Source organism: Pannonibacter carbonis (genome assembly GCF_003012935.1).
Classification (GTDB): Bacteria; Pseudomonadota; Alphaproteobacteria; order Rhizobiales; family Stappiaceae; genus Pannonibacter; species Pannonibacter carbonis.
The window spans coordinates 104246-126309 of the sequence record NZ_PUDR01000005.1; the positions used below are offsets into that span (position 1 = coordinate 104246).

The 22064-nt window shown below is 60.3% G+C and carries 20 protein-coding genes; 12 read left to right on the forward strand and 8 right to left on the reverse strand.

All coding sequences use genetic code 11. From position 1 onward, the window contains the following. The first annotated feature begins 80 nt into the window (after nucleotides 1-80). From C8348_RS08860 to flaF, 4 genes are all read left to right on the forward strand, one after another. Entirely contained in the window at nucleotides 81-1598 is a 1518-nt protein-coding gene (locus C8348_RS08860; protein ID WP_106752966.1) for a flagellin N-terminal helical domain-containing protein, read from the forward strand. A 266-nt stretch (nucleotides 1599-1864) separates the two neighbouring features. Continuing rightward, complete coding sequence (locus C8348_RS08865; protein ID WP_106752967.1) at nucleotides 1865-3364, forward strand: flagellin N-terminal helical domain-containing protein; 1500 nt, start codon at nucleotides 1865-1867, stop codon at nucleotides 3362-3364. 91 nt (nucleotides 3365-3455) lie between these two features. Then, a complete protein-coding gene (gene flbT / locus C8348_RS08870; RefSeq protein ID WP_106752968.1) occupies nucleotides 3456-3929 on the forward strand; it encodes a flagellar biosynthesis repressor FlbT in 474 nt (157 codons plus the stop codon). Next, nucleotides 3832-4215, forward strand: coding sequence for a flagellar biosynthesis regulator FlaF (flaF, locus tag C8348_RS08875; protein ID WP_106752969.1), 384 nt, complete (start codon nucleotides 3832-3834; stop codon nucleotides 4213-4215). The genes flbT and flaF overlap by 98 nt, the downstream gene beginning before the upstream one ends. A gap of 85 nt (nucleotides 4216-4300) precedes the next feature. Here the strand turns inward: flaF and C8348_RS08880 are convergent, their stop codons facing one another. From C8348_RS08880 to C8348_RS08890, 3 genes are all read right to left on the reverse strand, one after another. After that, nucleotides 4301-5839, reverse strand: a complete 1539-nt coding sequence (locus tag C8348_RS08880) for a flagellar protein (RefSeq protein ID WP_106752970.1) — start codon at nucleotides 5837-5839, stop codon at nucleotides 4301-4303. An 8-nt stretch (nucleotides 5840-5847) separates the two neighbouring features. Continuing rightward, complete coding sequence (flgK, locus tag C8348_RS08885; protein WP_106752971.1) at nucleotides 5848-7701, reverse strand: flagellar hook-associated protein FlgK; 1854 nt, start codon at nucleotides 7699-7701, stop codon at nucleotides 5848-5850. A 71-nt stretch (nucleotides 7702-7772) separates the two neighbouring features. Continuing rightward, the gene (locus C8348_RS08890) at nucleotides 7773-9224 is read right to left on the reverse strand and encodes a flagellar hook protein FlgE (RefSeq protein ID WP_208983667.1); all 1452 of its coding nucleotides are present in this window, start codon (nucleotides 9222-9224) and stop codon (nucleotides 7773-7775) included. Between the two features lie 217 nt (nucleotides 9225-9441). Here C8348_RS08890 and C8348_RS08895 point away from each other — a divergent pair, with 217 nt between their 5' ends. Together C8348_RS08895 and C8348_RS08900 are read left to right on the forward strand one after the other, a co-directional pair. Continuing rightward, nucleotides 9442-10287 carry an AAA family ATPase gene (locus C8348_RS08895; RefSeq protein ID WP_106752973.1) on the forward strand — a complete coding sequence of 282 codons (846 nt, stop codon included), beginning with the start codon at nucleotides 9442-9444 and terminating at the stop codon, nucleotides 10285-10287. Nucleotides 10288-10290: 3 nt separating this feature from the next. Then, the gene (locus tag C8348_RS08900; protein WP_106752974.1) at nucleotides 10291-10857 is read left to right on the forward strand and encodes a hypothetical protein; all 567 of its coding nucleotides are present in this window, start codon (nucleotides 10291-10293) and stop codon (nucleotides 10855-10857) included. Here the strand turns inward: C8348_RS08900 and C8348_RS08905 are convergent. Continuing rightward, nucleotides 10829-12202, reverse strand: coding sequence for an NAD(P)/FAD-dependent oxidoreductase (locus C8348_RS08905; protein ID WP_157950410.1), 1374 nt, complete (start codon nucleotides 12200-12202; stop codon nucleotides 10829-10831). The two genes, C8348_RS08900 and C8348_RS08905, sit on opposite strands and share 29 nt — an antisense overlap. Before the next feature lie 302 nt (nucleotides 12203-12504). Here C8348_RS08905 and C8348_RS08910 point away from each other — a divergent pair, with 302 nt between their 5' ends. The 5 genes from C8348_RS08910 to C8348_RS08930 all read left to right on the forward strand — a co-directional run bounded on the left by C8348_RS08910 (nucleotide 12505) and on the right by C8348_RS08930 (nucleotide 18091). Then, nucleotides 12505-13020 carry a SixA phosphatase family protein gene (locus C8348_RS08910; RefSeq protein ID WP_106752976.1) on the forward strand — a complete coding sequence of 172 codons (516 nt, stop codon included), beginning with the start codon at nucleotides 12505-12507 and terminating at the stop codon, nucleotides 13018-13020. 70 nt (nucleotides 13021-13090) lie between these two features. After that, nucleotides 13091-14611 (forward strand): YcjX family GTP-binding protein, encoded by a 1521-nt coding sequence (locus tag C8348_RS08915; RefSeq protein WP_106752977.1) that lies wholly within the window; start codon nucleotides 13091-13093, stop codon nucleotides 14609-14611. Next, complete coding sequence (locus tag C8348_RS08920; protein ID WP_106752978.1) at nucleotides 14608-15639, forward strand: YcjF family protein; 1032 nt, start codon at nucleotides 14608-14610, stop codon at nucleotides 15637-15639. The genes C8348_RS08915 and C8348_RS08920 overlap by 4 nt, the downstream gene beginning before the upstream one ends. Before the next feature lie 112 nt (nucleotides 15640-15751). Further along, nucleotides 15752-16858, forward strand: a complete 1107-nt coding sequence (ppk2, locus tag C8348_RS08925; protein WP_208983668.1) for a polyphosphate kinase 2 — start codon at nucleotides 15752-15754, stop codon at nucleotides 16856-16858. A gap of 57 nt (nucleotides 16859-16915) precedes the next feature. Continuing rightward, nucleotides 16916-18091: a vWA domain-containing protein gene (locus tag C8348_RS08930; RefSeq protein WP_106753138.1), complete on the forward strand. Its 1176-nt coding sequence runs from the start codon at nucleotides 16916-16918 to the stop codon at nucleotides 18089-18091. 58 nt (nucleotides 18092-18149) lie between these two features. Here the strand turns inward: C8348_RS08930 and C8348_RS08935 are convergent, their stop codons facing one another. Then, nucleotides 18150-18581: a universal stress protein gene (locus tag C8348_RS08935; RefSeq protein WP_106752979.1), complete on the reverse strand. Its 432-nt coding sequence runs from the start codon at nucleotides 18579-18581 to the stop codon at nucleotides 18150-18152. A 68-nt stretch (nucleotides 18582-18649) separates the two neighbouring features. Further along, complete coding sequence (locus C8348_RS08940) at nucleotides 18650-19438, reverse strand: AraC family transcriptional regulator (RefSeq protein WP_106752980.1); 789 nt, start codon at nucleotides 19436-19438, stop codon at nucleotides 18650-18652. A gap of 160 nt (nucleotides 19439-19598) precedes the next feature. Between C8348_RS08940 and C8348_RS08945 the strand changes: the two genes are divergently transcribed. Continuing rightward, complete coding sequence (locus C8348_RS08945) at nucleotides 19599-20825, forward strand: MFS transporter (RefSeq protein WP_106753139.1); 1227 nt, start codon at nucleotides 19599-19601, stop codon at nucleotides 20823-20825. 74 nt (nucleotides 20826-20899) lie between these two features. Here the strand turns inward: C8348_RS08945 and C8348_RS08950 are convergent, their stop codons facing one another. After that, complete coding sequence (locus tag C8348_RS08950; RefSeq protein WP_106752981.1) at nucleotides 20900-21220, reverse strand: 2Fe-2S iron-sulfur cluster-binding protein; 321 nt, start codon at nucleotides 21218-21220, stop codon at nucleotides 20900-20902. Nucleotides 21221-21309: 89 nt separating this feature from the next. Then, nucleotides 21310-21681, reverse strand: a complete 372-nt coding sequence (locus C8348_RS08955; protein ID WP_106752982.1) for an Hpt domain-containing protein — start codon at nucleotides 21679-21681, stop codon at nucleotides 21310-21312. Nucleotides 21682-22064: the final 383 nt, after the last annotated feature.

Below are 22064 nucleotides of genomic sequence, written 5' to 3' on the forward strand. Positions count from 1 at the left end.
TTAAGGTTAACTAAAGATGATCAAGGCCAACCCGCTCAGGAAGAGCGGTACCAGTATCTGCCCCAGGAAAGGGATTAGTAATGTCCGATATTACCCTGTCGGCTGCCGTACGGCAGAACCTGCTGACGCTGCAGACCACCGCCGACCTGATGTCCGGTGTTCAGAACCGCCTCGCAACCGGCAAGAAGGTCAACTCCGCCCTCGACAATCCGAACTCCTTCTTCACGGCCTCTGGCCTCAATTTCCGCGCCAATGACCTCAGCAGCCTGCTCGACGACATGGGCCAGGTGGTGCAGACGATGAAGGCAGCTGATCAGGGTATCACCTCGATCACCAAGCTGGTCGAAACTGCCAAGGCCAAGGCCAACCAGGCCCTGCAGACCCAGAGCCAGTATGAGCGCGCCCAGTACGCCAAGCAGTACAACGACCTCTTGAAGCAGATCGAGGACGTCGCCAAGGACTCGTCCTACAAGGGCAAGAACCTGCTCGCCGGCGAAGGCAACGATCTCACCGCCATCTTCAACGAGGACAACACCTCCAAGCTGACCGTGTCGGCCGTCGACTACACCGACACGACCCTGTCCGGAGGCCTGAACCTCTCCGATCTGGCCAAGGCCAAGGGTGGTGCGTCTGCCCTGCAGATCGAAGGCGGCAAGACCTCGGTCACCTTCACCAACGGCTCCGGCAATACGCTCACGTCCGGTTCGCTGATCTCGGACGCCACCAGCCTTGAACTCGGCGACGTGCTGCAACTGCGCACCGCAGCCTCCGGTGGCGGCACGCTTGTCAGCGGCACCTCGGCCATCACAATCGGTGCCAACACCACCGTTCAGAACGTCGTTGACGAGATCAACAAGGCTGCTGGCGTCCGGGCCGAGTTTGACGAAAAGACCGGCACCCTCAGCATCACGTCGAATGACAACGTTTACCTGCGCAACACAGATGCCGGCGCCGCAACGCCGGCACCTTCGGATCTGGCTTCATTGACGGCTGCCAACTTCACCGCCGGAAGCCAGTTGCTCATGGACACCGGCTCCTTCGCGGTCGGCGACATCCTCAAGCTCGTTGACGGCAACGGCTACGAACTGGGTTCGCTGGAAATCGGCAAGAAGACTTCTGTTAACGACCTTGTCGACTTCATCAAGGACTTCAACGGTGTCAAGGCCTCGTTCAACAGCGGCACCGGCAAGGTGACGATCGAGAGCGATGTCTCACTCACCTTGAAGAGCGACAACAAGAACTTCAACGCGGCTGCCTTCACGGCTGATACCGATGGCGTGAATGTGGTCGCGCAACAGGAATCCGGCTTTGCCTCGGATGAGGCGATCAACAAGGTCATCGACCGGCTGAACAACGCCCTGTCGAACCTGCGCTCGCAGGCGTCCGAGTTCGGTACCAACCTGTCGACCGTGGAAATCCGTCAGGATTACACGAAGAAGATGATCAACACGCTTCAGGAAGGCGCCGGCAAGCTGACCCTGGCCGATACAAACCAGGAAGGTGCGAACCTCCTGGCCCTGCAGACACGGCAGCAGTTGGGATCGACATCCTTGTCCTTCGCCTCGCAGGCGGACCAGACAGTGCTGTCCCTGTTCTAAGAATCAGTCGCGCGACTCACATCCTGACACTCACCGCGAAGGCGGGGCGAAAGCCCCGCCTTTTGCGTTGTTGCACGCTTGCAACCAGTTCCCCCCAGTCGAATTTTATCGTTGGTTTTCAATCAGATAAAAGAAACCATTTGGTAACTTCACTCACCAAACCGTTAACAGGTACACAGCGCATTTACTTTTCATTAAGAAATAAGGTCAGAACATCGTCAGTGGTTTGTTAATGGACCACACTTGTAGAGATCGGTGAGCACGCCATGAGCGACATTGTCCTGTCCAGCGCCGTCCGGGAGAACCTGCTCTCGCTCAAGAATACCGCCCAGCTGATGTCCACGACGCAGAACCGTCTGGCCACCGGCCTGAAGGTGAACAGTGCCCTCGACAATCCGAACTCGTTTTTCACGGCCGCCGGCCTCAATGACCGGGCCAAGGATCTGAACAATCTGCTCGACAGCATGGGACAGGCCGTTCAGACCATCAAGGCAGCCGACAACGGCATCACCTCAATCACCAAGCTGGTGGAATCTGCGAAGGCCATCGCCAATCAGGCTCTTCAAACGCAGAGCGAGTATGAGCGCAAGGTCTACGCCGAGCGCTACAATGCCGTGATGGAGCAGATCGAAGACATGGCACGCGATGCCAGCTACAAGGGCAAGAACCTTTTGGCTGGGGCTGGCAACGAGCTGACCGTCATCTTCAATGAAGACAGCACATCAACGTTGAAAGTGCTCCCGGTTGATTTCACCGACACGACGCTTGAAGACGGCCTGGCCCTCAAGGATCTCGCAACGGGAGCCGGCGCAACTGCATCTTTTGCACTGAGCAGTGCAAACGCCACACTGGATCTTACCGGGCTGCAGGCGTCTTCAAACCTGAATGAACTGGCTGCCTGGGCCGATGGGGATGTCGTCAGTGTGTCTGACGGCGTCACCACGAAAACATTTACGATCGGCAGTGGACCGGGCCAGATCAGGACGGTCCAGGACTATGTCAATGCCCTCAACAACGTTGGCGGCATCAAGGCGAAGTTCGACGAAGGCACTGACCAGATTACAGTAACGTCTGGCGTTGGCGTCAACGTGACCATTGCGAAGAACGCGGCGGGCGGCGGGTCAGCAACGAACGGCGGCATCGGGACCGGGACAACAACCCTGACGACCGCACCGATGACCCAGAATGCCAAACTCATTTCGTCCGGCAGCTATCAAGTCGGTGACGTCTTGCGGATCGTCGACGGCAATGGCTACGAGGCCGCCGCGCTGGAAGTCTCAGCGAACACAACGATAGATGATCTCGTCAAGCTCATGAACGGCGTCAAGGGCCTCAAGGCCGGCTTCTCCGGGGGCACGATCAGCCTGATCGGGGATGTTTCCTTTGACGTAAAGAGCAGCAACCCGGATTTCAATATTGCAGCGCTTGCGACCACCGACGGAACGGTGAAGCTGACGGCAACGGACTCCGACTTCAAGGACGATACCGACATCGAGCGGACGCTGCAGGCCATCAACTCGGCGCTCGCAACGCTAAGGTCCAGCGCATCGTCACTCGGAACCACCCTGTCGACCGTGGAAGTCCGCCAGAAGTTTACACGGCAGCTGATCAACACCCTTGAAGTGGGAGCGGGCGCCCTGACGATCGCCGACATGAACCAGGAAGGTGCCAACATGCTGGCACTCCAGACCCGGCAGCAGTTGTCCTCCACCGCCCTCTCGCTCGCCAACCAGGCGGACCAGAGCGTGCTCAGCCTGTTCGGCTGATGGGAATACGTCGAAACGTTAAAGATCGCATGGGCGTCGTTAACCATTTGGTTAATGGTTGTGAACCAAACTGGACTGTGGGGGGCTGGTCATGGCGCTCAAGGTAGAGTTGAAGCCAGGCGAGAGGATCATCGTTGGCGACAGCGTCATTACCAATGACAACCAGCGCACGCGGCTCTTCATAGAAGGCCAGGCGCCAATTCTCCGCGAGAAGGATATCCTGACTCCAGCTACGGCAGACACGCCCGCCAAGCGGATCTATCTTGCTGTGCAGTTGATGTATCTTTCGGCCGATATAGAGAAAATTAAGGACGACTACTTTACACTGGTCAACGACATTATCCGGGCAGCGCCGAGTACCATTCCTTATGTTACAAAGGTGAGTAACTCGATCCTGGGAGGTGCCTTCTACAAGGCTCTGAAGGAAGCAAAGAAGCTTATCGAGTACGAGAGGACGCTTATCAGTCATGTACAAGCAGGCAGCACAGGCTTATCAGAAAACGAGCCAGGTCGCCGTTTCCCCGCGGGAACTGGAAGCGACGATCCTGATGAAGGCGGCCGCTAGACTGCAGCTTGTCAAGGACGAGTGGGACGAGACCTCCTTCGCCGAAAAGGACGAGGCTCTGACCTACAACCGCAAGCTCTGGACCATTCTGGTGACTTCAGTCACCAACCCGGAAAATCCGCTGCCGCAACCGATCAAGGACAACATTGCCACGCTCGGCGTGTTCATCTTCCGCCACACAATGGACATCCTGATCGACCCGCAGCCGGAAAAGCTGAACACGCTGATTTCGATCAACCGCAGCATTGCGGAAGGCCTACGCGCCCAACCGGCCGCTGCGACCTGATACCGATCGCGACATCCAGACACTGAAAGGCCGCTGCGATCTGATCGCGCGGCCTTTCTGATTTCTATGGGCTTCAGAGTATGCGTCAGAGATAATCGGCCAGCGACATCTTCATGGCAATCGCGGATGCCCTGTAGGAGGCTTCCAGCATGGTCTGGAGTTGCAGGATCTCAACCGCAAGGGTTTCCTTGTCGACACCTTCGATATCCGCGATGGTGCCCTGATAACCGGACTTCAGCACAGTGTGGCGTTCAGCGGTGTATTCGATCGACCGGAAGGCGATGGCCACCTCAGTCGTTATGTCGACAATGCCGGACCGGGCCGTCCCTTGCGGCTGGATGGTTGCCTTCATCCTGTCGGCGAGCGCGGTGTAGTATTTTTCGTCCGTGGACGTGTTGCCAGAAAAGTCGCCAGCGATGAATGTCGAGAGTGACTTGATCACGTCGGTCAGTCCCTGCTCATTGGCGCGAACGCCGTAGCCAAGGCGCAGATTGTCATCGACAGCCGCTATTTTGTCCTGCCTGGGATCACTGGTGGGCGTGTTTTCGCCGATGTACCAGGACGTGGTCGTCGCCGAACCATCCATCAACGATGTGGCCGTGTCAAAGGGAGGGCCATTCACCCGCATTGGCGGATTGCCACCAAAGCTGTCAAAGAAGGAACTCGCCGCCCATTCATCGGAGGCAGCGCGCAAGGTTGTGCTCGCTTCTTCCTTGAGGGCGTCGGTAACTGCCGTGCGCAGGTTCGCAGCGGTCTCGGCCAGATCAGCACCAATGAGGAAGGTATTCTTCGTGTTACCGCTTACAGCCGACGTCAACTCGATCTTTGTCGTCCGCTCGCCAGCCGGAGGTAATGCGAGTTCAAGGGTGATTTTCTGGCCAGGCAAAGGTTGCCCGGTAAACTCCACGCCAAAACTGTCCGGATCGACACCCGTCGGCGCGGTCAGGGTAAGATTGCTAAGATCTGATGTCACAGCCTTGATATCAAAGCCGAAGTTATGCGCACCATCCTCTGTCACCGTGAAAGAGGACGTCAAGGGGGCACCGAAGCCGTCCAGCGTTGTCGTCAATGCCGACATGTCCAACCGGCCCAGTTCGCTTGCCCCACGATTGGCTTGCCAGAACTCGGACAGCACCTGCTTCAACCCGGCCTTGCCGTCAACGCCGTCGAGAATCTCCTTCATCTGACGAACGGGATTGGTGCTGGAATCACTGCCACCAAACAGATAGTGCCCGCCAACCTCAGAGTTCAGAAGGCTGATCGCTTCCGTCAGCAGGATTTCTGCCGTTGCCTGGGTCGAGGTCTGACCATCAGCCTGGAGCTCGAAGTTATTGATATCCATGGCATCTTTTGCCTGGATCCGTAACTTTTCAAGGCGGTCAAGATTGATGTTGAGCGTCTTGATATGCAGACGGCTCATCGTGATCGTTTCCTGATAGGCCTCGATCCGCTTCACCTTCTGGGTGAGTTCCAGATCAAGCCCGCGCTGATTGCCGACACCGCCATAGGTGGTTGCGACCTTGCCTGTCGCCAGTTGGCCGGTCTTTTCCGTCAGCGTCCTGCTGAGCGTCGTCAACTGCTGGGTCAGATACCCGCGTGACGAAGTGATGGACCCGATAGCCATACGAACCTCTAGACAGAGTTCAGGAGAACATCAAACATTTCACGCGTAGCCTGCATCACGCGCGCATTCGCCGAGTATGCATTCTGTAACTGGATCAGAAATCCAAGCTCAGCATCCATATCAACCTTGTAGTCTTCTTCGTATCGGATAGCGAGATTTTGAGTTAACGTCGTTCGGGCACTTGATGTTTGCTTCGCGGTCTCAGCCTGCTCACCCTGATAGGAAACAAGCTGGTTGACGAATCCCATCACTGTCCCTTTGAACGGGTCCCCTTCCGTCCCGATTCCCATCGAAGCATCGAAGGAAAAGTTGGTCTTGCTCAGCGCATCAAGCAGGTACTGCGGCCGCGAGGAGTCCTTTGGTGAGTTCGTCGTCGGCGTCGTCTGGTAATTGACCAGCTTGGAACTGTCGGACTTCAAAGTCAGGTCGAGCGAAATGGAGCGCGCGAACCCGGTCCGCTGGCCACCGTTCTCCAGTGCCCCCGTATAAAGCTCCTGGCCGTTGCGACCGTCCACGAACACCGCAAGCCCCAGCCCCTGGTTGGAGGAGGCCGTCGTGGTGACATTGGCAGACAGGGACTTGGCAACGGTGTTGGTACCCGAATCTCCCAAAACACGCAGCTTGCCCGTTCCGTCATCTGCTACAGCGAGATTGGAGCCGATCAGGGCCGTCGCGATCTGCGCGATATAGTTCGCAGGTGTCCCGCTCGAGATATCAATGCCGAAGACAATATCGTCGGGCCTGGCCGTGGTGGACGCGGCCAAGGGCAACAGTGCCGGATCCTTCACTGCAACAAAGCTGACATTCCGCGTCGTTCCACCACTGTCGACATAGGACAGCGACACCGTGTTCCCTGCCTGCAAGCCGGCAATATCGAGGGTGAACCCGGTCTCGGGTCCCACTGTCGTCTCCGTGCTCGCAACATTCACGTTCGAGAAGGCGAGCGACAACTGGGAAGCCAATTCATCAAGCTGGGCCTGAGCCTCCGTCAGCGTCTCGTCCCGCAGATTGACAAGCGCCATCATGGATCCGGAGCGAGAGGCCGAAACAAGATCGTAGGGCGTCCCACCGGGTGTCACGACCGTAATCGTGTTGCCGTCCTGCCCCGGCTTCAAGGTTCCGGTCGGCCTGAACTCCAGTTTGGCGGCCTGACCATCGCTGTAAAGGATCTGTCCGGAATAGGTGTTGATCCGCGTGAAGCCGTTGTTGTCGAACGAGACAGACACATCAAGGTAGCTCGATATCTGCTCAAGATAACGATCCCGCTGATCGTACAGATCAACGCCCGGCATGCCCGTCAGCTTGGCCGACTGGATTTCCTTGTCGATTTCCTGGATCCGCGCGAGCAACTGATTGACTTCACCGACCTGATTGCCAATCGCGCTGTCGGCGCGTGTTCGCATGTTCTGCAGGTCTTCGTAGGTCGAATTCAAGCGACGAGCGAGAAGATCGGCAGTGCCGAGAAACTCCTGGCGCGCGGCATAACTGTCTGGCGCACTTACGAGACTGGCCAAATTGGTGTTCAACTTGGACATCAACGAGGGCAACGATGACGAGTCTCCGAGAGACCCGATCGTCCGGTCGATCTCACTGGTATAGGCGTGCCTAGTATTGGCAAAAGCGGTCTGGGCAAGGCTGTCCCAGTAGTTACCCTGGATTGCCCGATCAATATCGCGCCGAATGTTGCTGGTCAGCAAACCGGAAACATTGCCGTGCTTGTCAAAATAGACATTCGCCTCGACGCGCTTGGCCGTATAGCCTGCGGTGTTGGCGTTGGCAATGTTTGCAGCCGTCACATCGATCTGACGCTGATTGTGAGTCAGGCCGAACAAGGCGGTGTTGAGGGCAGACGTCAAACTCATATGCGCCTCCGGACCCTTACCTTTCGGTGGGGCGGCCGGAGCAGCCGCCCTCACCATTCACGTTTCCCGCGTCAGCGGATCATGTTGAGAGCGCTGTTCAGCATTTCGTCGGCAGAGGTAACGACCTTGGAATTGGCCGAATAGGCTTGCTGAGTGATGATCAACTTGGCGAACTCGGCTGCGATATCCGCATTGGATGCCTCGTAGCTGTTGGACAGCACCGAGCCACCCTCTCCATAGACCGGCACACCGGACAAAGGCGTCGCAGCAAATGCAGCACCATCGACGCGACGCAGATTATGCTCGGCGCTGAAAGTCGCGATCGGGATCTCGTAAATCGCCAGCTGCTGCTGATTTGAATAAGAGGCAGTCACACGACCAGCCGCGTCGATGGTCACGCCAACGACCTGACCAGCTGCATAACCGTCCTGGTTCAATGCAACAGATGAGGCAAGACCCTTGGGATCAGCATATTGGGTGAGCGCATCGTTTTTGAAGGAGAACTGAATGTTGCCAGCATTTACGCCGCCAACCGTCAGGTTATCGATCACGAATCCTGCGCCACCAGGCGCCAGTGTGTTGGGAGCCTGCGGCGTCAAGACGTCCATCTTCCCAGCCGCCGTGAAGGTCGCCTCGCCGATCAGGTTCCACATCACATCCGCAGGCGCTGCGGTCGCAGCATTCAGACCAGCCGAGTAATAGGCGTTCCAGGTGTTCGGTCCGGTTTGCGCCCAACGAACCTCGACGTTCAACGGCGCACCATTCTGATCATAAGACGTGATGGACTGACCGGAGATAGACGAATCCAGGAAGTCCTGGAGATCCGCATTGGTGATATTTGATGTCGCGGTAATAGCGCCCGAAGTATCAAGATACTGGCTGCCCGGCACCGTCTTGTCTGCGTTCTTTGTCAGCGGATAAGTCGGAAGGTTGGCCTGATAGCGGATTTCGGACGTCGCCTTGGCAGCCATCGGCTTCTTGGATATCTGGATGACAGTGGCGTTGTCACCCACGGCATTGCCCGTCAAGGGATCGAGCTGGAACCCCTTGAGGAAGTAACCTGCGCTGTTGACCAGGTAGCCGTTCTCGTCCAGCTCGAAGTCGCCGGCACGCGAGTAATACTCGGCATCTGCAAAGGTCGTCTGGCCATCAATGACATCGGCAGCCTTGGTAACGACAAAGTAGCCTTTGCCGTTAATTGCCAGATAGGTGTCGACCTGGGACGCAACGATGGCACCCGAGACCGTGTTGGTTGCGCGCGACGTTGCCAGCGTGGTGCCAGCGACCTGCTTGCCCTGCACTGCACCACCACTCGACACAAGGTCGGCAAAGGTGGTGTCAAGGCGCTTGTAGCCGATCGTCTGTGAGTTGGCGACGTTGCCCGAAATGTTCTCAAGCGCCTTCGACTGAGCCGTAAGGCCGGAAGTCGCCGCATTGATTGCCCCGTAAATACTCATTCCGCTTCCTCTTGGACTCAATAAAACAGGAATGGCCCTGCACCTTCCTCGCAAACGGCGTGCCAATCGGGGAAAACAATTTAAATCATTGAATTAATTGAAAAAGGCCAGAACCCCGCATGAACTGCGGCTTGGCATCATGGGAGCATTCCTGCCGGGCCACGGCAAAAGCTGCCGGGGCACCGGGAAAAACACGCCGTGTGCAGCAAGGCCGGGCAAGACTTGCACGCCCCAGTCCCCGGCCCTACTCTCCGGCGCAAAACCAGATGGAGCCGACGCGCAGATGCGATTCAATGGGACGACGAGTTATATTGCCACCGAAGACCTCCGGGTTGCGGTCAACGCGGCGGTCACTCTGGAGCGGCCGCTGCTGGTCAAGGGCGAACCGGGGACCGGCAAGACCGTTCTGGCCCACGAGGTGGCTGCAGCCTTGGGTGCGCCCCTGCTCGAATGGCATGTCAAGTCGACCACCAAGGCGCAGCAGGGACTTTATGAGTATGACGCCGTGTCGCGCCTTCGCGACAGCCAGCTTGGCGACGAGAGGGTCAAGGACATCCGCAACTACATCCGCAAGGGCAAGCTCTGGGATGCCTTTGCCAGCGACGTCCGGCCAGTCCTCTTGATCGACGAGATCGATAAGGCCGACATCGAGTTTCCCAATGACCTGCTGCAGGAACTCGACCGGATGGAGTTCCATGTCTACGAGACCGGCGAACTGGTGAAAGCCCGGCAAAGGCCGGTTGTGATCATCACCTCGAACAACGAGAAGGACCTGCCCGACGCATTCCTGCGTCGATGCTTCTTTCACTACATCAAGTTCCCCGACCGGGAGACCATGGCCGAAATCGTCGCCGTGCATTTTCCAGGTCTCAAGGACCGACTGCTGCGCGAAGCCCTGTCGCTGTTCTATGACATCCGCGATGTGGCAGGGCTCAAGAAGAAACCTTCCACCTCGGAACTGCTCGACTGGATCAAGCTGCTGCTCAACGAGGATATCGATCCTTCGGTGCTAAGGGAAAGGGACCCCAAGCACTTGATTCCGCCCCTGCACGGGGCACTGCTCAAGAACGAGCAGGATGTGCATCTGTTCGAGCGGCTTGCATTCATGACACGGCGCGAGCAACGCTGAACCATGCAACACCCGTGTCGCCTCACCGCCCCTGCCTGGCTCGCCGCCTGCCTGATCGTGTCAGGCCTGTTGCAGCCGACATCAGCGCTTGCGCAGACGGCAGCCCCAAAGGTGCAGAGCGAATACGAAGCCGGCTGGGTCAATGATGCGCTTGGCATGCGCCATTTTTCCGGGCTGAGTTGCCCCAACCGGCTTGGAGACCTGACCCGGACCAAGGTGCTGGCCGCCGCCCGGACCCGCCTTGCCGGCTGCATCTATACCTCCGAACGGGGCATGCAACTGGTTGTCCGGCAGCATGCGCCGGAAACGGGGCGGGATGAGGCAAGGCGCTTTGCCGATGCCTATCAGAAAGCCGGCTATGCCCTGTTGCGCCTCAGCGGCGTCGCCGAGCAGGGCATTACCTTCCGGACGGGTGGCACCGACAAGCGAGCCCTTCTGGAAAGCTTTTGGCACCTGACTGGCCGCTCTTCCGACTATTCGCTCTGGATTTCCTACAGCTTGCCAGAGCACGAAACCCTGCTGGAACCGGCCTTTCAGGAAATCACGGAGCAGTTGGCGCGTCTGAGGTAACCGGCCGTTTCGGGGAAACGGTCGAAGATCCGGCAGCCGAACCACGGCGATGCCGCCATTCCCCGGCCCGGTCGAGCACTTGCATGCGCCAATATTCAAGCTGGGCGGCGATGCGGCCGGCAAAACCGCCACCCCAGGTCGCCTCGAAGGGTGCAAACAGACGCCAGCGATCATCCTGATCTGCAATGGCCGAGGCGATCAACTGTCCGGCCATCGCGGTTGTGTTGAGACCATGTCCGCCAAAGGCCGTGGCAACCCAGAGCCCGCGCCGGATCATGCCGATGAGCGGCATCTTGTGGCGGGCATAGCCCATCAGCCCGGACCAGGCGAAGTCCACCTGAAAATCACCGAGCTGCGGATAGATGCGCCGAATGTCGGCCTTGAGCATATCCGCCAGCCGGCCCGATTCTGCCCGCCGGGTTGTGATGCGTCCACCCCACAGCAGCCGGTCGCCCCCGACGACGCGATAGTAATCCCCTGCCCTGCGCCTGTCTGACAGCGCGCCCCGGAAAGCGATCGTCTCGCGCAGCCGCTCGCCAAATGGTTCGCTGGTGATGACATAGGTGGCAACGGGCAGGACAGCACGGTCCACCGGTCGATAGGTATGATTGAGAACACCATAGGCGCTGGTCGCCAGAACCACCTGCTCGCAGTGGACGACGCCCCGGTCCGTCTCGACACGCCAGCCGGCGCCGACATCGGCGATCCGGTGCACTGGACTGGCCTCGAAGATCCATACCCCGGCGGCCCGGCAGCGGTCGCTCATCAGTGCCGTATAGGCCAGCGGATCGATTTGAAACGCGGACGGGTCATGCAGCGCGTCGAAGTAAGTCGACGTCGCCAGCATCGACGCGACCTTGTCGCGGGACCACAGATCCAGCTTGCAACCGTAGTTCTCCGCCATTTTTGTCTGGCGCTGCTGCAGGGCCTTGAGTTCGGGCCGGCGAGACAGGCTGAGCGCACCGCGACCGGCAACAATGTCACGCCGGTCGCTTGCAATGATGGTTTCGGCGACATACTGGACGCCCAGGCGGGACAGGTCGAACAGGGCCCGGGCATTGGCCGGTCCAACCCGGGTCTCGACCGCATCGATGCTTTCGGCAAAGCCGCAGGAGACAAATCCGGCATTGCGCCCCGACGCACCCCAGCCAATCCGATCCGCCTCAATAAGGACAACGCGCCGCCCCTGACGGGCAAGCTCGAACGCTGTGGTCAGTCCGGCAAGACCACCGCCGATGACACAGATCTCGGCATGCGCCCGGCCATCGAGACCGATGAAGGCGGTATCGTCAGCAGACCGGATCGCACGGTAGTATGATGCGACATGCGCATGTGGAATGGACACGACACCCCCACCATTCGCCTCACCCACACTGGTCCTATTCAATCCGGCTGACACCCGCAACAGAAAAGCAAAACTAACGCATAGGCAAATTTAAATTTTAAGAATTAACTATACAACGTCGATACTCCGGAAGAACACTGTCTGGCTGAATTAATTTTCAAGGAACTGTAAAACTAGAACAGATCCAGCTCGAAGAATGAGCTGAACACATCAGGTTTCGTCGCAAATCGTCACGCCAAAGCATTGGCTATACCGTGCGGAGGGGGATCTGCTAGAAATTCAGACAGCAACGGGAGTGTGCCATGCCCAGACTGATCCTTTATCGCCACGCCAAGTCCGACTGGAGCAATCCGGAGGTCCACGACCACGACCGATGGCTCGCTCCGCGTGGCGAGGACGCGGCGCAGCGCATGGCCGCCTGGATCGATGCGGAACGATTGACGCCCGACCTGATCCTGTGCTCCACGGCCCTGCGCACGCGCCTGACGTTGCAGGCCTTGTTGCCGGTTTTGCGCGGATCCTGCGAGATCCGCCTGCTGCGCGAGATCTATGATGCCTCCGAGAGCGACTACGTCGACCTCCTGCGCACTCATGGCGGTGGCGCTCAAACCCTGATGCTGATAGCGCATAATCCGGCCATCCATGACACCGCGCGTGAGTTGGTAGTCGATGGTGACGCGGACGCCATGCATGCGTTGGCCGAAAAATTTCCGACGGCCGGTCTCGCCGAAATAAATCTGCCGTGCGAGGACTTTTCCGGACTGCAGCCGGCGAGCGGACGGCTTGTCCGGTTTGTCCGGCCGCGGGACCTGATGTGAAACCGGAAATGGTCGGCGTTGCAGCCGGAGCTGCGGCTTCCTACATCGAAGTCCTGACAAGGATGCTTCGATGAAACTCTCCTCCCTCGCCGATGAGGCCCTGCTGGCCCTGGAAAACCTGACCGGCACGGCAGGCGATCTCGGCGTGCCCAGCCTCAGGATCGGTGTCACCGGCCTTGCCCGCGCCGGCAAGACTGTGTTCATCACGGCGCTCGTGCACAATCTGTTGCATGGTGGCCGCCTGCCGCTGTTCGATGCGGCTGCCGGGCGGCGGATCTCCGCGACATCGCTGCAGCCGCAGCCCGATGATGCGGTGCCGCGCTTCGACTACGAAGCCCATGTTGCCGCGCTGGTGAATGAGAGGGTCTGGCCGCAGTCGACCAGGCAGGTGTCCGAGCTACGGCTCACGGTCGAATATGAATCGGCTTCGTTCCTGACGCGGACCTTGGGGCGCGGAAAGCTGCATCTCGACATCGTCGACTATCCGGGCGAATGGCTTCTCGACCTGCCGCTGCTGTCCAAGGACTTTCGCAGCTTCTCGGATGAGGCCCTGCGCCTGGCGAGAGCCCCCGGCCGGACGGCTCTGGCGCAAGACTATCTGACCGCACTTCAGGCAACAGACCCGGCCACCCCGGAAAACGAGACTGACGCCCGGGCTCTCGCCCGCGCTTTCACGGGATACCTGGCCGCCTGCCGCACCGACGAACATGCCTTGTCGATGTTGCCACCGGGGCGGTTCCTGATGCCCGGTGACCTGGACGGCTCGCCGGCACTGACATTTGCACCGCTGGATCTGAGCGGTCATCCCGGCCCGGCAGGTCCCGGCAGTCTGCTGGCCATGATGGAGCGACGCTTCGAGGCCTACAAGAAGCATGTGATACGGCCGTTCTTCCACGACCATTTTGCCCGGCTCGACCGGCAGATCGTGCTGGTGGATGCGCTGCAGGCTTTGAACGCGGGACCGGCAGCCTTGCGCGATCTGGAGACTGCACTGGGGCAGGTGCTGACCTCGTTCCGCCCGGGCCGGTCGAGTTGGCTGTCATCTATTCTCACAAGGCGGATCGACCGGATCCTGTTTGCCGCGACAAAGGCCGACCACCTGCACCGGGACGATCATGACCGCCTGGAAGCCATCCTGCGCCGGCTGGTGGCACGCGGTATCGAACATGCCCAGTTTCGCGGTGCCGAGGTCGAAGTCCTGGCCCTGGCCGCCGTTCGCGCGACACGTGAGGCGACCGTCCGTCACGCGGGCGAAGACCTTCCGGCCATCCTTGGCACGCCGTTGCCGGGTGAGGCTGTGAATGGCGACAAATACGATGGCCGGACGGAAATCGCCATGTTTCCCGGGGACTTGCCGGAAGAAGCGGACTCACTTTTTCAAACCGTTGAATCAGAATCATCACCTGCAGCCGTTGATTCTGAATCGGAACTTCAGCGGCTTCAGGAGAAGGAAAAAGGCCAGGCCGGGCTCCGCTTTGTTCGGTTCCGGCCGCCGGCCCTTGAGAGAACAGCGGAGGGGCTGACCCTGTCGTTGCCGCATATCCGCCTCGACCGCGCCATCAACTTCCTGATCGGAGACAGGCTCGCATGAGCGAAGACACCCGCACGCCGCGACGCCCGACTGCCTTCCGGCTCGACGATGCCAATGTCCGCTTCGAGGATGGAACGCTCGGAACCCCGCTGCGCAATGAGGCAAGGATCATTCCGGCTGCGGCGGAGCCTGAGGACAATGCGGCAAGCCCGGTTCGCTCTGCCCCCAGCGTCCGGTTCGGCCGCTGGTTCCTGGCCGGCCTTGGTGGCCTCGTCAGCCTGGCCATGGGCCTTGCCATCGACAGCCTGATCCGGGACCTCTTTGCCCGCACCGACTGGCTCGGCTGGCTGGGGCTCGCCCTCGTTGCCCTGGCCGTTCTCGGTCTGGCGGGCCTGATCATCCGGGAACTAGCCGGCCTCGCCCGGCTGCGCCGCATTGACCGGCTACGCGACGCGATGGGCGCAGCAGCCGAGGCTGACGACACCAAGGCGGCCAAGGCCGCCATCACCGAGTTGATCGGGCTCTACAAAGACCGCCCCGAGACGGCGCGCGGGCGCGCCGCCATGAAGGCGCATATGGCGGAAGTCATTGACGGCCGTGACCTGATCCTGCTCGCTGAACGGGAGTTGCTGGCCCCGCTGGATGCCGCCGCCCGGCGGATCGTCACCGACAGCGCCAAGCGCGTCTCGCTGATCACTGCTGTCAGCCCGCGTGCCGCCCTCGACCTGATCGTGGTGCTGGCCGAGAACATTCGCATCATCCGCCGCCTCTCGGCGCTCTATGGCGGACGCCCCGGCACCATTGGCTTCATCCGCCTTGCCAGGGAAGTGGCTGGACATCTGGCTGTCACGGGCGGAATGGCCGCGGGGGACAGCCTCATATCGCAGTTTCTTGGCCATGGACTGGCCGCCCGCCTCTCCGCACGCCTTGGCGAAGGTGTGATCAACGGACTGCTGACAGCCCGGATCGGGGTGGCAGCGACCGATGTCTGCCGCCCCGCCCCTTTCATCGGCACGAAAGGCCCCCGCATCCAGGATTTCCTGGCCGAACTGACACGGTCCATCCCCAAGGATGAGAGCAGCGCCTGACCGCGCGCCATCTGGCCCGCTGGATGTGCAGCCATGTGATTTTGATCAAGGGCTTGTTTGCGTTTGCCTGCTAAGCTTTCCTCAACGGAAGACAGGAAGCGGGAGGACCGGCATGGCAGACGAAGACAACGCATCCAGTGGAGCGGCGGCAGGAGGCGGCGTGGCCCGCCCGCGCACGACCAGCCGCCAACGCAAGACCGCAGCGCCTGCCCCGACTGCTGCGGCACCGGAGCCGGAGACCGGAACAATAGCAGAAGTCCCCGCGTCCACGGCGCCGGCGTCTGGTTCTGCCACCGTCGCCACTGAGACGGCTCCGGCACCATCCGTACATCGTGCCAGCGTTGCAGAGAAACGGCACGACCCGGCGACGATCCACCAGATCTTCGAGAGCGGTGAATACCCCTACGCCACGCGGATGCGCGCGGCCCCATATGAAAAGCGCAAGGCGAAGCTGCAGGCTGAGTTGCTGAAGGCGCAGCGCTGGATCAAGGAAACCGGCCAACGGGTGATCATCCTGTTCGAAGGCCGTGACGCTGCCGGCAAGGGCGGCACCATCAAGCGCTTCATGGAACACCTCAATCCGCGCGGCGCGACGGTGGTTGCTCTGCAGAAGCCGACCGAGCGCGAGGCAACGCAGTGGTACTTCCAGCGCTATATCCAGCACCTTCCCTCCGCAGGTGAAATGGTGCTGTTCGACCGTTCTTGGTACAACCGGGCCGGCGTCGAGCGCGTCATGGGCTTCTGCACCGCCAGCCAGTATCTCGAATTCATGCGCCAGTGCCCGGAGTTCGAGCGTATGCTGGTGCGCGACGGGGTCCGGCTGTTCAAATACTGGTTCTCGGTCACCCAGGACGAACAGCGCAAACGGTTCATGGAACGCCAGACCGATCCGCTGAAGCAGTGGAAGCTGTCTCCCATCGACCTTGCCTCCCTCGACAAATGGGACGACTACACCGAGGCCAAGGAGGCGATGTTCTTCTACACCGACACCGCCGATGCGCCCTGGACCATCGTGAAATCCGATGACAAGAAGCGCGCCCGGCTGAACTGCATGGATCATTTTCTCAGTGCCCTGCCCTATCCGGACAAGGACCCGCATATAGTCGGAGCGCCCGATCCGCTGATCGTCGGCGCAGCGCATCATGTCATCGGCCAGAGCACCCACATCCTGGGCCGGAAGCTCCATCCGGATCTCACGCCCGGCGACAGCGGTGGCTGATGCGGTGAAGTGGGCCTGCCTCTCGACAAGGTGGCCAGGCCCGCCTACCTTCTGCCCATGTTCATCACCTTCTTCACCGAGTTGAAGGGGGCCGGCGTTCCGGTTTCCCTGCGTGAGTACCTGGACCTGATGCGGGCGCTGGAGCTTGACCTCGCCGGCCGACGGGTCGAGGACTTCTATTATCTGTCCCGCACGGCGCTGGTGAAGGACGAGAGCCATCTCGACCGCTTCGACCGGGTGTTCGGGCATGTCTTCAAGGGGCTCGACCTGATGAGCGAGGCCCCGGGGGCAGAGATCCCGGAAGACTGGCTGCGCAAGCTGGCCGAGAAGCACCTCAGCGAAGAAGAAAAAGCCCTTATCAAAAGCCTCGGCGGCTTCGAGAAGCTGATGGAAACGCTGAAGCAGCGGCTCGAAGAACAGAAGGAGCGCCATCAGGGCGGCAACAAGTGGATCGGCACGGCCGGGACATCTCCCTTTGGTGCTTACGGCTACAATCCGGAAGGCGTGCGCATCGGCCAGAAGGAAAGCCGGCATCGCCGCGCGGTCAAGGTCTGGGACCAGCGCGAGTTCAAGGATCTCGACGACAGCGTCGAAATCGGCACGCGCAACATTAAGGTTGCCCTGAAGCGGCTGCGGAAGTTTGCACGCACCGGCGCCGCCGACGAACTGGATCTCGATGACACGATCCGCTCGACCGCGCACAGGGGCATGCTGGACGTCAAGATGCGACCCGAGCGGCGCAACGCGGTGAAAGTGCTGCTGTTCTTCGACATCGGCGGCTCGATGGACGACCACATCCGCGTCTGCGAGGAACTGTTTTCAGCGGCACGCTCCGAGTTCAAGGTGATGGAGCATTTCTACTTCCACAATTGCCTTTACGAGCATGTGTGGAAGGAAAACCGCCGCCGCCATTCCGAGCGGCTGCCGACCATGGATGTGCTGCACAAGTATCCTGCCGACTACAAGGTAATCTTCGTCGGCGACGCCTCGATGAGCCCCTACGAGATCGCCTATCCCGGCGGCTCGGTGGAACACTGGAACGAGGAGCCGGGCAGCGCCTGGATGCAGCGGGTGCTGAACATCTATCACCGCGCGGCCTGGCTGAACCCGGTGCCGGAGCAGCACTGGGACTACACCCACTCCATCCGCATGATGCGCGAGCTGATGGGCGGGCGGATGTATGGCCTGACGCTGGAAGGCCTGACGGACGCCATGCGCGATCTCGCCCGCTGAAGGCCCCGGCAGAGATCACAAGCGGCAGATGCATCAGCCCCTGCCGCTTGACGGGCCCTTACTTCGAGGGCCGCAACACCATGACCGAACAGGTCGAGTGACGCACGATCTTGGCGGCGTTGGAGCCGAGCAGATAGGTCGACAGATCGGGGCGATGGGATTCCATCACGATCAGATCGGCTTCGGCGTCTCTCGCCTCCTCGATCACCTCATGATAGATTGACCCGATGCGGACACTGACTGCGATCTTGTCCTTGGGCAGGCCGAGGCCGTGCGCCAAGTCATCCAGCATCGCGCGGGTGTCGGAGATGGCCTTTTCCTCAAAGTCCGCCGGAAGATAGCTGGCGACAAAGCCCTGCGAATGCGCCAGGACGGCAACGAGGCGAAGGCTGCTGCCGTAATCGCGGGCAAAACGGCTGGCCGCCTCGATGGCCGGGGCAGAGAACTTCGGCTCACCCGGATCCACCGGCACGATAATCATCTTGAACATCAATCCCTCCTCTAAGGTCGTTCGGCAGGCAACCTCGCATTCTGAAGGGGACATGACGTTGAGATGGATCAAGACCTCGGCAAGGGATTGAAATATCGCCCCGGTGTAACTCCGAACGCCTTGCGGAAGGTTGCGACAAACGCGCTTGGCCCCTCGTAGCCGAGGTGATCGGCCACATCGGAGACCCGCGCGCCGGAGGCAAGCAACTCCAGGGCGCGGAACAGTTTCGCCTGCCGGCACCAACTGCGGTAGGACAGGCCCGTCTCCCCCTGCACTCGCCGCTCGAAGGAGCGAACCGACAAGGCACAGGCGGCTGCCGCCTCGGGCAGCTGTGGCACGGTGCCGGGATCCCGGGCAATCGCCTCGCAGAGCTGCCGCAACCGTCCCTCGGCCGGCATCGGCAGTTCCAGCCCTTGCGCTGGCAGCAGGTCAAGCTGGTCGAGAATGACCGCACCCAACCGTGCTGCTGCCCCCCCCGCCGTTTCCGCGCGCGGATAGGACATATAGGCAAGGATCAGTTCCCGCAGCAGCAGCGTCATCTGCAGGATCCGGGGCTCCTGCGGCAACTGGGCCGCCGCATCCCTGCGGATGTAGAGATACCGGACCTCGGACTGGGTTAGGTATCGCGTCTCATGGGCAAAGCGCGGCGGAATCCAGACGGCCCGTTCCGGCGGAACGAAAAAGGTGCCGCGCTCCGTGTCGATGGCGAGGGATCCGCGCACGACGTGAAACAACTGCGCCGCGTCGTGACAATGCAGCAGCGTCACCTCACCAGCCGTCTCCTGTGTCGTGTAGGCATAGATCGGCGACAGAAGTGGCCCGCCCGGTGACTGGTGCAGTTCCGGATGAATGGCCATGCGACGGCTCCTTTGGCAACTCAGCGACATATGATGACAAAACGGCGCTAACACGCAAGGGCGCAAGACGCGTATAAGAGGGCATCCAACCAAGAACCGTACCGTACGGTTCCTGAAATGCGGCCGCATGACAGGTCGCCCGAATGCAACGGACAAGCCGATGAGCTACTTCACCCGCGCAGCAGACCCGATGACCGCCACCGGCTGGCGGTCGCCGCTCGTCCTGTTGATGGTGATGGCCGGCGCAATGCAACTATCCTTCGCTGGCTGGTGGAACCTCGTCAACAATTTCGCCGTGCAGGAACTGCTGTTCACCGGCAAGGAAATCGGCATCCAGCAGTCGATCCGCGAGATCCCGGGGTTTCTGGCCTTCACGGCGGTGTATCTGTTGCTGCTGATGCGCGAACAGACGCTGGCCTATCTTTCGCTCGCCTGCCTGGGCATTGGCGTTGCGGTCACGGGCTACTTCCCGACCGCCTTCGGATTCTATGTAACGACGCTGATCATGTCGATCGGCTTCCACTATTATGAGACCATGGCGCAATCACTTGCGCTGCAGTGGTTGCCGAAGCAGACGGCAGCAGCAGGCATGGGCAAGATCCTGGCTGTTGGCGCTTTTGCCCAGTTGATCGCCTATTCTCTCATCTTGCTGGGATGGAAGACGTTCGGCCTGACTTTCGAGACCGTCTTCCTGGTCTCTGGCATCACCACGCTGATCGCCCTGGCGGCCCTGATCTTTATCTTTCCGAAGTTCCGCGAAGGCGTGCCCCAGCACAAGAAACTGATCCTGCGCAAGCGATACTGGCTTTACTACGCGCTAACCTTCATGGCCGGCGCCCGGCGGCAGATTTTCACTGTCTTTGCCGGATTCCTGATGGTCGAGCGCTTCGGCTACGACGTGCACGAAGTCGCCGGGCTGTTCCTGATCAACGGCGCGGTCAACATGCTGATCGCCCCGAAGATCGGCCAGATGATCGTGCGTATCGGAGAGCGGCGCGCCATGGCGATCGAATATGGCGGTCTGTTCCTGGTCTTCGTCGGCTATGCCTTTGTGACGAACGCATCCGTGGCGGCGGCCCTTTATGTGATCGATCACATGTTCTTTGCCATCGCCATCGCCATGAAGACCTATTTCCAGAAAATCGCCGACCCCGCCGACATCGCCCCGACCGCCGGCGTCGCCTTCACAATCAACCACATCGCAGCGGTGTTTATCCCGGTCGCCTTCGGCCTGTTGTGGCTGGTGTCACCCGCTGCCGTATTCCTTGTCGGTGCCGGCATGGCGGTTTCCAGCCTCGGCCTGTCTCGACTGGTGCCGCACGCCCCTGATGTGGGCAATGAAGTTGTCCTGCCCTGGAGCAGCACGCCCGCCCGACCGGCGGAGTGAGGGTCAGGACACAAGGAAACGCCCGCGTCTCCCAGCGCGGGCGTTTTCTCTTTTCCGAGACAGCAAGCCGTAGTTCAGGCCTGACGTTCCGGCACATGAACGACGATGCCGTCGAGGGCCGAGTTCATCTTGATCTGGCAGGACAGGCGCGAGGTCGGACGAACGTCATAGGCAAAGTCCAGCATGTCCTCTTCCATCGGCTCCGGGCTGCCGGCCTTTGCCGACCAGGCGTCGTCGACATAGACATGGCAGGTTGCGCAGGCACAGGCCCCGCCACATTCGGCCTCGATGCCGGGAACCATATGCTTGATGGCGCTTTCCATCACGGTGGCGCCATCGGCAGCATCAACCTCATGGCGTGCGCCATCGGCAGTAACGAAAGTGATATGGGGCATATGCGCGTCCGTCCGGTGAATTATGTCTGTGCTGACCGGAATATAGGTTCACCGCAAAAGGTCAAGCAAGCCCGCTGCGGCAGCCTGTCTCAAGCCAGCATCTGCCGGCGGATATAGTCTGAGGCTTCCTCAACGAGACGGACCAGGGTCAGAAGTGCTGGAGCTTCGCCCGCGCGCAACTCCGCTTCGACGACTTCGCAGGCATCCGCAAGACGGCCGGCGCCAACTGCACGCGATGAGCCCTTGAGTGTGTGGACCTGATCTGCTGCCTCGCCCTTGGTGGGGGCTGATCCAATGCGCTGGAGAAGCGTCTGGGCCTGAACGAGAAAAAGGCGAAGGACCTCCTGCTCGAGGTCCGTGTTGCCAAAGGTACTGGCCGCGAGCACCGAGCGATCCACCGGTGGCGAGGGTTCGTGGTTCTCACAAGGCCAATCCGTCCCGGTCGGTGCTTTATGGCCCATCTGATTCTCCCGCTGCTCCGACCGTCGGTGGCTCTGACTGATGGCGAACAAGCCGAATGTTTAGAGAGATTTGCACCCGGTTTCGAAAATGCGAGGTTAAGAGTGGCCCGCCCAAGGGGTGCAGATGGGCAACTCTCCCCAACAAAGTGAATCATTGGTTAACGCGCATTTGGAAAGTCGCCAGAACTCCTTTCGCGGCGCAACATCCATGGTCGGAGAAATCGAAAGCCGCGATCAACGGCGACGCCACTACCGCTCGGTCGCCGGACCGGAGCCCGGAGCCTCGGCGACAGCCCGTCCGGCTTCGGTCAGCCGGCAGACGAGCCAATCGGGCTTAATTGGATTGGAAAACCAAGGCTCTGCCCATCCGGCCTTTACGCAGG